The 12825-nt window shown below is 41.3% G+C and carries 15 protein-coding genes; 10 read left to right on the top strand and 5 right to left on the bottom strand.

From position 1 onward, the window contains the following. The first annotated feature begins 24 nt into the window (after positions 1 to 24). From FGG15_RS13800 to FGG15_RS13765, 8 genes are all read left to right on the top strand, one after another. Positions 25 to 1617: a SulP family inorganic anion transporter gene (locus tag FGG15_RS13800; protein WP_138837202.1), complete on the top strand. Its 1593-nt coding sequence runs from the start codon at positions 25 to 27 to the stop codon at positions 1615 to 1617. Positions 1618 to 1623: 6 nt separating this feature from the next. Continuing rightward, complete coding sequence (locus tag FGG15_RS13795) at positions 1624 to 2439, top strand: universal stress protein (protein WP_138837201.1); 816 nt, start codon at positions 1624 to 1626, stop codon at positions 2437 to 2439. A gap of 17 nt (positions 2440 to 2456) precedes the next feature. Then, positions 2457 to 3083 (top strand): carbonic anhydrase family protein, encoded by a 627-nt coding sequence (locus tag FGG15_RS13790; protein WP_138837199.1) that lies wholly within the window; start codon positions 2457 to 2459, stop codon positions 3081 to 3083. Between the two features lie 111 nt (positions 3084 to 3194). Then, entirely contained in the window at positions 3195 to 5051 is a 1857-nt protein-coding gene (locus FGG15_RS13785) for a SulP family inorganic anion transporter (RefSeq protein ID WP_417936051.1), read from the top strand. A gap of 6 nt (positions 5052 to 5057) precedes the next feature. Then, on the top strand, positions 5058 to 5771 hold the full coding sequence (locus FGG15_RS13780) for a ceramidase (RefSeq protein WP_237561821.1): 714 nt from the start codon (positions 5058 to 5060) through the stop codon (positions 5769 to 5771). Beyond that, the gene (gene pheS, locus FGG15_RS13775) at positions 5764 to 6783 is read left to right on the top strand and encodes a phenylalanine--tRNA ligase subunit alpha (protein ID WP_138837197.1); all 1020 of its coding nucleotides are present in this window, start codon (positions 5764 to 5766) and stop codon (positions 6781 to 6783) included. Before FGG15_RS13780 ends, pheS begins: the two co-directional genes overlap by 8 nt. A 7-nt stretch (positions 6784 to 6790) precedes the next feature. Beyond that, on the top strand, positions 6791 to 7267 hold the full coding sequence (locus FGG15_RS13770; RefSeq protein WP_138837195.1) for a GyrI-like domain-containing protein: 477 nt from the start codon (positions 6791 to 6793) through the stop codon (positions 7265 to 7267). Positions 7268 to 7383: 116 nt separating this feature from the next. Continuing rightward, the gene (locus tag FGG15_RS13765) at positions 7384 to 8679 is read left to right on the top strand and encodes a M20 family metallo-hydrolase (RefSeq protein WP_138837193.1); all 1296 of its coding nucleotides are present in this window, start codon (positions 7384 to 7386) and stop codon (positions 8677 to 8679) included. 3 nt (positions 8680 to 8682) lie between these two features. On the opposite strand, the gene FGG15_RS13760 is transcribed toward FGG15_RS13765, so the two are convergent. Both FGG15_RS13760 and FGG15_RS13755 read right to left on the bottom strand, forming a co-directional pair. Then, on the bottom strand, positions 8683 to 9351 hold the full coding sequence (locus FGG15_RS13760; RefSeq protein ID WP_138837191.1) for a lysoplasmalogenase: 669 nt from the start codon (positions 9349 to 9351) through the stop codon (positions 8683 to 8685). Continuing rightward, on the bottom strand, positions 9351 to 9824 hold the full coding sequence (locus FGG15_RS13755; protein WP_138837189.1) for a CYTH domain-containing protein: 474 nt from the start codon (positions 9822 to 9824) through the stop codon (positions 9351 to 9353). The genes FGG15_RS13760 and FGG15_RS13755 overlap by 1 nt, the downstream gene beginning before the upstream one ends. A 27-nt stretch (positions 9825 to 9851) precedes the next feature. On the opposite strand from FGG15_RS13755, the gene dinB reads away from it, so the two are divergent. Beyond that, a complete protein-coding gene (dinB, locus tag FGG15_RS13750) occupies positions 9852 to 10952 on the top strand; it encodes a DNA polymerase IV (RefSeq protein WP_138837187.1) in 1101 nt (366 codons plus the stop codon). A 37-nt stretch (positions 10953 to 10989) separates the two neighbouring features. Beyond that, positions 10990 to 11568: a TetR/AcrR family transcriptional regulator gene (locus FGG15_RS13745; RefSeq protein WP_138837185.1), complete on the top strand. Its 579-nt coding sequence runs from the start codon at positions 10990 to 10992 to the stop codon at positions 11566 to 11568. 48 nt (positions 11569 to 11616) lie between these two features. Here FGG15_RS13745 and FGG15_RS13740 read toward each other — a convergent pair whose 3' ends face one another. The 3 genes from FGG15_RS13740 to FGG15_RS20105 are packed head-to-tail and all read right to left on the bottom strand — an operon-like array spanning position 11617 to position 12771. Then, the gene (locus tag FGG15_RS13740; RefSeq protein ID WP_138837183.1) at positions 11617 to 12009 is read right to left on the bottom strand and encodes a cupredoxin domain-containing protein; all 393 of its coding nucleotides are present in this window, start codon (positions 12007 to 12009) and stop codon (positions 11617 to 11619) included. A gap of 27 nt (positions 12010 to 12036) precedes the next feature. Then, positions 12037 to 12582 carry a carboxymuconolactone decarboxylase family protein gene (locus tag FGG15_RS13735; RefSeq protein ID WP_138837182.1) on the bottom strand — a complete coding sequence of 182 codons (546 nt, stop codon included), beginning with the start codon at positions 12580 to 12582 and terminating at the stop codon, positions 12037 to 12039. A 30-nt stretch (positions 12583 to 12612) separates the two neighbouring features. Next, positions 12613 to 12771 carry a hypothetical protein gene (locus FGG15_RS20105; RefSeq protein ID WP_161991972.1) on the bottom strand — a complete coding sequence of 53 codons (159 nt, stop codon included), beginning with the start codon at positions 12769 to 12771 and terminating at the stop codon, positions 12613 to 12615. Between the last annotated feature and the right edge of the window lie 54 nt (positions 12772 to 12825).

Genomic DNA, 12825 nt, shown 5'->3' with positions numbered 1-12825 from the left:
GAGGAGGCAATAACTTTTTATTTCATGTTCAAGCATATTAAAAGCGACTTGCCTGCAAGTATCGTAGTATTTTTTGTTGCATTACCGCTATGTTTAGGTATTGCACTTGCCAGTGGAGCACCCTTATTTTCAGGTCTTATTGCTGGTATCATTGGGGGAATCGTAGTGGGTTCACTAAGTGGCTCCCAAATTGGAGTAAGTGGTCCCGCTGCTGGTTTAGCGGCCATTGTGCTAACCGCTATTGGAACCCTGGGTGGTTTTGAGAACTTTTTGGTTGCCGTTGTTTTGGGTGGCCTAATTCAAATTCTGTTCAGCATCCTAAAAGCGGGGGTAATAGCCTATTATTTTCCATCTTCCGTAATTAAGGGAATGCTTACCGGAATTGGTATCATTATCATTCTAAAGCAGATTCCACATTTCTTTGGGTATAGCGAAAACACCGAGGGAAATTTTGCCTTTTTTCAGGTAGATGGGGAAAACACCTTCACGGAAATCATAAACTCTTTAAACTATATCAGTCCGGGAGCTACCATTGTTGCCGTAGTTGCGCTGGCAATTCTATTGCTTTGGGATAAGATACTTAGCAAAAAGTCCAAGATTTTCCAATTGGTGCAGGGCCCGTTGGTTGCGGTGGTTGTAGGGATTTTGTTTTATGTTTTCACAAAAGATGATTCCACCTTTGCCATTTCAGATAAACTTTTGGTAAGTGTGCCGATTCCAGAAAGCATTGATACCCTGGGAACCTTGCTTAGCTTTCCCAACTTTAGCGTAATAGGTAATTCGGAAATTTGGATTACGGCTTTCACCATTGCCCTTGTTGCTAGTCTAGAGACCCTTTTATGTGTTGAAGCAACTGATAAGCTAGATCCCCTTAAAAGAACTACCCCTACCAACAAGGAACTTTTTGCCCAAGGGGTTGGGAACAGTATTTCTGGACTATTGGGAGGCTTACCGGTAACACAGGTTATTGTACGAAGTTCTGCCAACATCCAATCTGGAGGTAGAACCAAGGCTTCCGCAATTATCCATGGATTTTTCCTGTTGATATCCATTATTTTGATTCCAAGACTATTGAATATGATTCCGTTGTCCGTGTTGGCAGCCATATTGTTTATCGTGGGATACAAATTGGCGAAGCCGGCATTGTTCAAAAAAATGTACGAACTGGGCTGGAAACAATTTGTACCCTTTGTGGTTACCGTGTTCGGTATTGTTTTTACAGATTTACTCATTGGAATCGGATTGGGTCTAATGGTAGGGATCGTGGTCATTTTGTTGAAGAGCTACCAAAACTCACACTTCCTACATATTGAGGATAAAAGCAATGGCAAGCACAAAATTAAAATGACGCTTGCAGAGGAAGTGACATTTTTTAATAAGGGAGCCATCCTAAAAGAGTTGGATAGTCTTCCCAATGACACCTATTTGGAACTCAGCCTTTTGAATACCAGATACCTTGACAACGATATCATCGAAATTCTTGAAGATTTTGCATTTAAGGCGAAAGAAAGGAATATCGATATAAAATTGGTGTCAAAGCGCGGGATTGAAGAAAATCCGGCCAGTTTTATCGAGTTCTTTAGAACTCGTCCAAAATCAAGTTTAAGCTTAAATTAATTTATTATGAAAAATAAGAATTATAAAATATTGATCCTTGCGGATCTAAAGAAAAAGACCGATACCATTTTAAAAAACACCGCCGGACTGGCGAAAATGATTGGGGGTGAAATTGCACTTCTACATGTAAAGCAGCCTCTGGGTGTTGTAAAGCAAGACAATCAGTTGTCTGCGGTACGATCAATCAATGATACCTATACAAGCACTAAAAAACACATTAAACAGTTGGTTAAGCCCATTGAAGAAGATTTTGGGTTAAACATTGACACTGCGTTTAAAGTAGGTAATGTTAAGGAAGAAATAAACAGACAAATTCAGGAAATGCGCCCGGACATTATTATTTTGGGCCAACGAAAATCCATTCCAATTAAATTTTTGGGAGATGGAATCACCAAACATATCATGTCAAATTTTGATGGCTTGGTAATGATTGCCTCTCATGAACAGGTTATCTCCAACAACAAAGAACTCTCTTTGGGTGTAGTGAATGGTAAAAAAGACTTTGGGAACATGGATTTGATGGAGAAGTTGATGGCACAAAGTTCCCGACCTTTAAAATCATTTAAAATTGCGAATCGGGAGGACCAAAACGTTCAAGATCAGGAGGGTCCAAAAATGGTAGAATATGTTTTTGAACCACAGGACAATGCCATAAACAATATGGCAACCTACCTCTCTAGAACAAATGTTGACCTGCTGTACTTGGATTTGGAAGATGCCAACAATGCCAATATCAATGTTAAAAATGTAATTGGTAAATTTAATGTGCCTTTCCTTTTGGCTGGAAAGCGCAACACAAAATTTGCTAACGCTTTAAATTAAAGATAACCGGAAAAATTATGATAACACAAACAAAAGAAACCCAGGCTGCCCTATCACCTCAGGCCGCATGGGACCTATTGAAAGAAGGCAATGGTCGTTTTGTAGAAACGAACCAGGCTGATCGTGATCTATTGGCCCAAGTAGCCCAAACATCATCGGGGCAATATCCCTTTGCCACTATTCTTAGCTGCATCGATTCAAGGGTATCAGCAGAATTGATTTTTGACCAAGGTGTTGGCGACATCTTTAGCGCTAGGGTAGCCGGTAACATCGTAAACGAAGATATCTTGGGAAGCATGGAGTTTGCTTGCAAGCTGGCCGGCACCAAGATTATTGTAGTCCTGGGCCATACTGCTTGTGGAGCTGTTAAAGGTGCCTGTGACGATGCTAAAATGGGAAATCTTACAGAATTACTTAGTAAAATTAAGCCCGCTGTCAATGCCGTAGGAGAACCTGCGGACGCTTCGGAAAGAACCTCCAAGAATTTGGAGTTTGTAAATACCGTGGCAGAAAAGAATGTCCAATTGACCATCGACAATATTAGAACCCAAAGCCCTGTTTTGAAAGAAATGGAAGACAATGGGGAGATTCTAATTGTTGGGGGCATGTACGACATCTCCAACGGTAAGGTGAGCTATATGTAAGGACCACTTTCCCCAACATATTTTAAAAGGCCAGTGTTTAACATTTCATTGGCCTTTTTTAATTTTCTAAAATCACTATCTTACATTACAACTTATAACCAACTGTCAGGTATGTTCAAGCATTTTAGAGGGGATTTATTTGGGGGGATAACCGCAGGAATTGTGGCTTTGCCCTTGGCACTTGCTTTCGGGGTAAGCTCCGGATTGGGCCCAAGTGCCGGATTGTACGGTGCAATTTTCATTAGCTTTTTTGCAGCACTCTTTGGAGGCACCAATACCCAGATCTCTGGGCCTACCGCACCCATGACCGCCGTGAGTATGGTTATCATTGGCGGGATTCTTGCAGTTCATGATGGAGATGTGAACAAGGCCTTACCCATAATTTTGGCCGTATTCTTATTAGCGGGTTTAATGCAAATTGGACTGGGGCTCATTGGCCTTGGCAAGTATATCAAATATATTCCGTACCCCGTGGTTTCTGGATTCATGACCGCAATTGGTGTGATTATTCTGGTTACCCAAATTCTTCCCGCAGTTGGTTACTATCCAAAAGAAGACTCCGAATATGTGAATCAATTTAAAGCAGCTGCAGAGGAGGAGATATTGGAAAACATCCTAAAAGAAGAGGCCGGTGAAGGAATTCTGGTATTGGAGGATTTTGAGGAAACCATAAAAAGGGCAAACCAAATCACCCCTGAAGATATGCAGAAAGAAGCCAAGACCTTAGCGGCCAAAGATGCCTCCGGGGTTTTAGGAACCATCAAAGTGCTTCCTCGCGCCCTGCAGAACATCAAATGGTTGGAATTGGGTCTGGCGTTGGCCACTATCTTTATCATTTACGGATTTAAAAGAATTACCACAGCAGTGCCCAGCACCCTTGTGGCACTTATTGTAGTTTCTGGTCTTGCTTATGGACTTGGATGGGGTTATAGACCCATTGAAAAAATTCCGGAAGGACTTCCAATCCTTCAAATGGACATCTTCACCCAGTTTAAATTATCATCGCTCACCCCATATATTTTTACAGCACTTACCCTTTCACTCTTAGGGGCAATAGATTCTTTGTTGACTTCTGTTGTTGCCGATAATATGACACAAACCAAACACAAGCCCAACAAGGAATTGGTTGGACAAGGAATCGGTAATAGTATTGCAGCCGTATTTGGTGGAATTCCAGGTGCCGGAGCTACCATTAGAACCGTGGTCAATATCAATTCAGGTGGTAAAACCCGTCTTTCCGGGATGATCGCAGGTCTTTTGTTATTGGTCATTCTTTTGGCATTAGGGCCCGTGGCTTCACAAATTCCAGCTGCCGTTTTAGCTGGTATTTTGGTTACTGTTGGTATAGGCGTAATGGATTACAAGGGCCTAAAAGCAATTCCTTATCTGCCAAAAGATATGAAGGTGGGACCCATTAAACTTAGTTCCGAAGTTATTGTGATGTTGGTGGTTTTGGTGCTTTCATCCGTTTGGAATCTGGTTTATGCAGTGGGTATTGGACTGGTGATTGCTTCCCTAATGTTCATGAAGAAAATTGGAGATCTTACGGCTACCCGCTCGGACGTTAAACCTTTAAAGGAACAGCCTTGGGCAGATGAAAGGGATTTTCCACAAAAACTTAGGGAAGAAGTGTTCATCAAACACATCAAAGGGCCACTTTTCTTTGGTTCCACTAGCGATTTTCAACAATTGGCTGAACAAATACCCCCCACAGCATCCAATGTTGTCATTAGAATGGACCGCATGCAATATATGGATCAATCCGGTTTATATGCCATGGAAGATGTACTACAAGATCTTCGGAAAAAAGATATTCATGTTTTGTTGGTGGGAATTTTGGACCAGCCCAAGTACATGATGGAGCGCATCGATATAATTCCCGATTTGATTCCAAGAGAAAATATCTTTGAAGGCTTTGACTCCTGTCTGGAGTGGATAAAGGAAAATGTCAAGGATACAGACGCCTAATAGGATTTGATTAAAGAATTTCTTTTGATTCCATTGACCAAATTCCCCAACGATACCGGGCCCATTTATTTGGAAACAATGGCAGGAAGATTTCCAGTGGAACCATTCAACACCTATAGTAATCTAATTTTTGTAGTGCTGGTGGTCTATTGGGGATTGAAGGTGTACAAAAATCCGAGCCAACAGCAGTTTCTGGCCTGGGTGCTCCCTATAATTGCCATAAGCTATGTTGGTGGTACCATGTTTCACGCAACACGTAGCCACGAGTTTTGGCTTCGATTGGATTGGATGCCCATCATGTTACTCTGTTTTGCCTTGGTCATCTATTTTATTTTCAAACTGGCTCAAACATGGTGGTCTCGATTGCTCTTGATTGTGGTTATTTTGGGAGCTTCCTTTTTGCTGCGAAACCTTCCCATCCCATCAGGATTGCGAATCTCTCTGGGTTATGTGATAACCGCACTTACCATCCTATTGCCATTGGGCTGGCATCTGTACAAAACCCAATGGAAAAATGTGGAGCTGGCTAGTTTGGCCTTCTTGATTTTTGCCCTTGCCATTTACTTTAGAAGTATTGATCTTACCCAAACTTTTTTTCCAATGGGCACCCATTGGTTATGGCATTTCTTTGGTGGGGTAGCAGTTCATTTTCTTATAGCCTATATATTCAAGGACAATTTGCTAAATTTGTCGGCCAATACAGCCAACAAAGATGATTGAGACCATAAAGGAGCATTTGATTGAAGTTGAGAACTTTACTTCTGCATCCAAAGATGAAATTGAGGCTTTTCGAATTAAGTACTTAGGGAAAAAAGGGTTGCTGAATTCCTTCTTCGCTGAATTCAAAAATGTTCCTAGCGAACAGAAAAAAGAATTTGGACAGGTGGTCAACCAATTGAAAACCTCAGCTACCGATAAGGTTAACTCCCTGAAAGACGCTTTGGAAAACCAAGCAGAGACTTCAGGTAAATTTGGAGATTTAACACGCCCAGGTGAACCTATTCCCTTGGGAGCCAGGCACCCCATTTCCATAGTGAAGAACCAAATCATAGATATATTTTCCAGAATTGGTTTCAATGTTTCCGAAGGTCCAGAAATTGAAGACGATTGGCATAACTTTACAGCCTTGAACCTTCCTGAATATCATCCGGCAAGGGATATGCAGGATACTTTCTTTATCCAGACTGACCCTGACATTCTTTTGCGCACGCATACCTCCAGTGTCCAGGTGCGGTATATGGAAAATAACCAACCGCCCATAAGGACCATTTCCCCTGGTAGGGTATATCGGAACGAGGCCATTTCTGCGCGTTCCCATTGTTTCTTTCATCAGGTGGAAGGATTGTACGTGGACAAAAATGTCTCTTTCGCGGATTTAAAACAAACCTTGCAGTATTTCACTTCGGAAATGTTCGGTAAGTCAAAAATAAGATTGCGACCATCCTATTTCCCGTTTACAGAACCAAGCGCAGAGGTGGATGTGTATTGGGGATTGGAAACCGAGACCGATTATCGTATGACCAAGGGCACAGGATGGTTGGAAATTATGGGATGCGGGATGGTAGATCCCAATGTACTGAAGAATTGCAATATTGACCCAGAAGTGTATTCCGGATTTGCATTTGGAATGGGTATTGATCGCATTGCGTTGCTACTTCACCAAATTTCAGACATACGGTTGCTGAGTGAAAATGACATTCGGTTTTTAGAGCAATTTAAAAGCTCGCTTTAAAAGGTAAATGGAACCCCAAATCACCGAACTTAAGGAGAAACATCTTGTGGGCATGCATACCACCATGAGCTTGGTTCAAAATAAAACCTTTGAGCTTTGGGGAAAATTTAGGTCAAGGGTCCATGAAATTGAAAATAGGTCTTCTTCTGATTTTATTTCGATGCAAGTCTACGACCCTTCCTATTTTGCAAATTTCAAACCCACTAACACTTTTGTAAAATGGGCCAGTGTAGAAGTCCCAGACCATGAAAATATTCCTTATGGAATGGACAGTTTCACCTTAAAAAGTGGACCCTATGCCGTTTTTCATTACAAAGGTTCCAGTGCGGACACTTCCATTTTTCAATACATTTTTACAGAATGGCTCCCCAATTCCAAATACCTATTGGACGACAGACCGCACTTTGAGGTTTTGGGCGATAAATACAAAAACAACGACCCCAATTCTGAAGAGGAAATCTGGATTCCGATTAAGGAAAAGTAGGTCGCCTGAAATTCCATTAAGCTGGTAATTTACGCTTAGCTGGTTTTATCCTATATTTATGAAGGTGCATTATTGCATCGGACTCTATTTGAGTTAATTTCAGAACGTTTTTGATTATGGGAATTCGTCTTCTTTTCATCTTGCTTTGTTTGGTCCATATTCCCATATTGGGTCAGGAAAGTGAAGTTCGTATCAATCAAAATCGATTGGAATCCCGAATTATGGAATTGGCCCAATTTGGGGTACAAGAAAATGGAGAAACGGAGCGGGTGGCGTTCAGCGATGCCGATATAGAAGCAAGGAATTGGGTGGTTCAAACCTTGGAAAATTTGGGCTTGGCCGTATCTATTGACTATGCAGGAAATATCATCGGACTTAGAAAAGGCAGAAACAAAGAAGCCAAAGCCATTTCCTTTGGTTCGCATATTGACCGCGTCCCCAACGGTGGAAATTATGATGGTTGTGTGGGTTCTATGGCCGCTTTGGAAATCATTGAAACGCTGAATGAAAACAACATCAAGACCAAGCATCCTTTGGAAGTCATTATTTTTTCCAATGAGGAAGGTGGTGTAATGGGCAGCCGCGCCATGTCAGGTCATTTAAGCAACAAGGCCTTTAGGGTAGCAAATTCCACGGGCTATACCATGGGAGAGGGAATTATGCGTTTGGGAGGAGATACGTCCCAAATCAAAAAAGTCGTTCGAAAGAAAAACTCCATGGCAGCCTTTTTGGAACTTCATATTGAACAAGGTGCCATCTTGGAAAAAGAAAATTTGGATATTGGTATTGTGGAAGGCATAGTCGGATTAAAATGGTGGGATGTGATCTTTATCGGATTTGCCAACCACGCTGGCACCACTCCAATGAATGCGCGGCAAGATGCCCTTCTGGCCGCAGCCAAATTCATAGTTGCTGTCAATGAGGTAACAAATAGTTTTGAAGGTGCACAGGTGGGTACTGTAGGCCGAATAAAAGCGGAACCCGGTGCACCCAATGTCATCCCCGGAAAAGTGGTGACCAGTTTAGAAATTCGAGACCTATCTTCCCAGGTAATAGAACATGTTTTTAACGCCATTCAAGCCAAAGCGATGGAGATAAGCAGCGCATCCGGTGTACAGATTGAATTTGTTCCCTTGGATACAACAGCTGATCCAGCATTGACCGACCCAGTGGTACAAAAGGAAATAGAAACTGTCTCCAAAAACTTGGGTCTTTCCTTTAAATATATGCCCAGCGGAGCGGGACACGATGCACAAGATATGGCCCATATTGCTCCTATCGGTATGATATTCGTTCCTAGCAAAGGCGGTATCAGCCATTCACCAAAGGAATTTACTTCGGCAGAAGATATGGCCAATGGAACCAACGTATTGCTTCAGACCATACTCTCTTTGGACCAAAAGTTGGATTGATCCCTATTTATCTTGTCCTTTTAGTTTTAGAAATGTTGCATTGGCGATCAAAGCAATGCTCATCCAATAGGTGCTCAGAATTACAACTCCAGCAAGAGGGAATGGAGATTTAAACTTATTGACAGCAATCATCATATCGGAAAACATGAACAGTGATACGGCAATTGCTATAAAAGCATAAGCAATTATCCTTTTTTTAAGCCAAAGCCCAATGCCTTGCCAAGCCATAAGACTGATAACAAAAATGTAGATGGTTACGGGCAGTTCCAGATTTCCCAAATCAGGTTTTAACCAAAAGAATATAGACAAGCCCAATACCAGAAAAAATAGACCGGAAATCCAATGAAACTGAAAGCCCTCCAATACCACAAATCCGTAAGTCAAAAGCAAGTGGGCTATCAAGAATGCCCCTAAACCAAATACGAAAAACTCGTCCTGAAGCAATAGAATATCCCCCAGCAAGCAGAAGATCAAGGCAGCAACCATAATATTCTTAAACTTGATCAAGCTTGAATTATTTGCAAAAAATAAAAGAGAAATGACCAAAACGGTGGTCAATGGTTTAAGGATTCGATAAAGCATTTCCCAGTTCATATAATCTGCGAACATAGCAGCGCATGCCGAGCAAAAAATCAGCAAATTTATCCCGGAACGAAGCCTAAGCTTTCCCATCACCAATTTTGAAATGGATTTATGCTGAGTTGGGAATTGTAATACCTAACATCCCCTGTTACTTCCTGCCCCAACCATTCAGGTTTGTCAAAGAACTCATCTTCATGTTGCAGTTCCACTTCGGCCACAACAAGTCCCTTGTTCTCTCCAAGAAACTCATCAACCTCAAAAACATGACTACCAAATGGTACTTTGTATCGGTTTTTTTCCAGGATAACAGCTTCGCACAAATCAATTAAGTTAGTCGCCTCGGCAACGTTGATTTCGGTTTCCCATTCAAATCGGGTTGTTCCGGAAACATTGCTTTCTCCCTTCACAGTCAAAAAGCCTTTATCTCCCTTGATTCTTACACGAACTGTACGTTGCGGTGCGGTATTTAAAAACCCTTGGACAATCCGGGTATGCTCATTGGCCTGATGCTTGTAACCCTCTGATTTGACCAAAAATTTCCGTTCAATTTCCAAGTGTTCCATCAAACTAAATATAGCCTAAATTTGGGTATGGAGCTGGACCTTCCATTGCGAAAAATTATTCATGTGGATATGGATGCATTCTACGCATCTGTAGAGCAGCACGACAATCCCGAACTGAAAGGCAAACCCATTGCGGTTGGTGGAGGCTCCAAACGGGGCGTGGTTTCCGCTGCCAGCTATGAAGCTCGAAAATTTGGGGTCAGAAGTGCAATGGCTGGTTATATCGCAAAGCGAAATTGCCCTGACCTTATTTTTGTTAGACCTCGATTTGACCGATACAAAGAGGTCTCCCAACAAATTCGGGAAATATTTTTTGAATACACCGATTTGGTGGAGCCCTTATCATTGGACGAGGCCTACCTTGATGTTACCGAAAACAAAAAAGGGAATCCTTCTGCCACGTTAATCGCCAAAGACATCCGTCAGAAAATTTTTGACAAAACTGGATTGACAGCTTCCGCTGGCGTCTCAATAAACAAGTTTATAGCCAAGGTGGCCAGTGATTATAATAAGCCCAATGGGCAAAAAACCGTTAATCCCGAAGAAGTTATTTCGTTTTTGGAAGAACTGGATATCCGAAAATTTTATGGAGTGGGAAAGGTTACAGCGGAAAAAATGTACAAGCTGGGTGTTTTCACTGGTAAAGACCTCAAGGAAAAGTCCCTGGAATTTCTAGATCAACATTTTGGAAAGAGTGGGCGCTACTATTATCATGTGGTACGGGGTGTTCACACCAGTGGGGTAAAGCCCCACAGAATACCCAAGTCAGTTGGAGCTGAACGCACTTTTAGTGAAAACCTAAGCAGTGAGGTTTTTATGTTGGAAAAGTTGGATCACATTGCCACTGAATTGGAACGTCGGTTAGTTAAATCGAAAATAGCAGGGAAAACCATCACCCTTAAAATAAAGTACAGCGATTTTACGCTTCAGACCCGCAGCAAAACCCTGCCCTACTTTGTGTCCAAAAAAGAACTCATTCTGGAAACTGCCAAGGAATTGTTGTACCAATCCGAGCTTGAAAACTCCGTTAGGCTGTTGGGTATTTCACTGGCTAACCTCAATACCGAGAAAAAAAAGGAGGAATCCCCCAAAGAATTGGTTGTTGTACAATTAAAATTTGATTTTTAAATTTGATGCAACCCCATTTCTTACTTAATTTGTATCAGTGCAACGTCCTGAATTACATGAACATATTATAACCACTGCTGGTAATCTATTTTACATTAACGGTTACAATTCCACGGGAATCAATGAGATTGTGGAGAAGAGTGGTATTGCCAAAGCTACGCTTTACAGTCATTTTAAATCCAAAGAGGAGATTTGTATTGCCTATTTGCAGCAGCGACATGAAGGGCTTTTGGGCTCACTAAAGAGTTTTATTTCCAAACGAAAAGTTGGAAACAACCAGCTTTTGGCCATTTTCGATTTTCTTAGGGACCTGTATCGCGAGGAGAATTTTCACGGTTGCTGGGGGCTTAAGACGTTTGGGGAACTTTCGCCAAAGCAAAAAAAGATCATTACCACCATCCAAAAACATAAGAAGGAACTACTACTTTATCTAGGGGAAGTGGTGGGTGAGAACATCTTCAATGTGTCCAAAGCGGAAATTGAAAAAATATCGGGAGGGCTTTATCTTTTATATGAAAGCGCCATTACCGAAAGCCATCTCTTCCAAAATGATTGGCCCATTTATATGGCAAAAAGCATGGCCCCTTCCCTTTTTGCCAATTCTGAGGTAAAATAAAAGCCCCTTCTTTTCAAAAGAGGCTTCTACAACCATACATCAATCCATCTACTTCACCGTCAAAAGATTGTCTGTTGATGTCGGATTCAAAGGACAGAAATATATATATTCACCCTTTTTTAATTCGGTAGGCTTGGATGTTTGCGAAGCACCAGTTGCAACCGATTTGGTTACATAGGCCGTTTGAATATGGTTTTCCGGCTTGCTCAAATCCTGCCCTTTCTTCACCAAAACAAACCCAACATCATGTCCTACACCGTTATTGGCAATGTCAAAAACATAGGTTCCTTCAGAAACGGTGATTTGCTTTTGTGTAAACTCACCAGAAGTTTGCTCCAAGGCAATAGTTTTCACTGTTTCACTTTTGCCCATCTTGTCCTGCGCTTGAACTGAAAATGCAGTTACCAACGCTACTACTAAAATTGAAATTGTCTTTTTCATAATTACTTGTTGTTTTCTTATTTAAAATTATACTGTTGCTTCTAAGGGTTGTGCCACTGGAAAATCCACTTGGATTTGGGTTGTGTTGTTGATATAATTGGAGATGGTTTTGTCACCAACCAATACTATGGTATCTATCAAATTTTCTTTGGTCCATCCTGCATCGAAGAAATTTTCAAGAACAGCAGCATCAGTTACTCCCCGGTTTTCGGTGATGTTTTTGGCTAATCTGGCCAAAGCGTCCAATTTGTTGTCAAAAGAGGCTCTTCCAGTTCTCAATTCCAAAATCTGATCATCCGTAAATCCATTCATCTTACCAATGGCGGTATGGGCAGATAAACAATATTCACATCCATTTACTTCACTAACTGCAAGGTTCACCGCTTCTTTCTCTTTGGCTTTAAGCGATGTTTTGGCGTTGGCAAAGGTTAGGTAATTGCCAAGGGCATTTTCTGAATATGCATAGGTTGCATAAAGGTTAGGTACAAATCCAACAGCTTTTTCCAAGTTGTCAAAAATGGCCTGATTGGCACTACTTACTTCTTCTCTTTTAGGTACATTAAAATTGCTCATGATTATAAATTCTACTAATTATTATATGGGTTAAAAATTCTTTACAAACGGTTTTTCGGCATCACAATAAAAATCGTGATGGTATTTCTGCTCGCAATGTGCGGGAGAAATAATCGACTTTGTTTCTGGTCTTCTTGTGGACCTGAAAATCTCAATGAGATTGAAAACAGATTTTTCCAGTGATTTCATCTTTACCTTTCTTTTAATTACTGAGCAAAGATGTGACGAAAAAGAGGGGAGGTG

The sequence above is a fragment of the Flagellimonas algicola genome (assembly GCF_005937185.1).
Lineage (GTDB): Bacteria > Bacteroidota > Bacteroidia > Flavobacteriales > Flavobacteriaceae > Flagellimonas > Flagellimonas algicola.
Note: the sequence above shows the minus strand (reverse complement) of the source record. Positions and strands in the feature narration are given on the sequence as shown.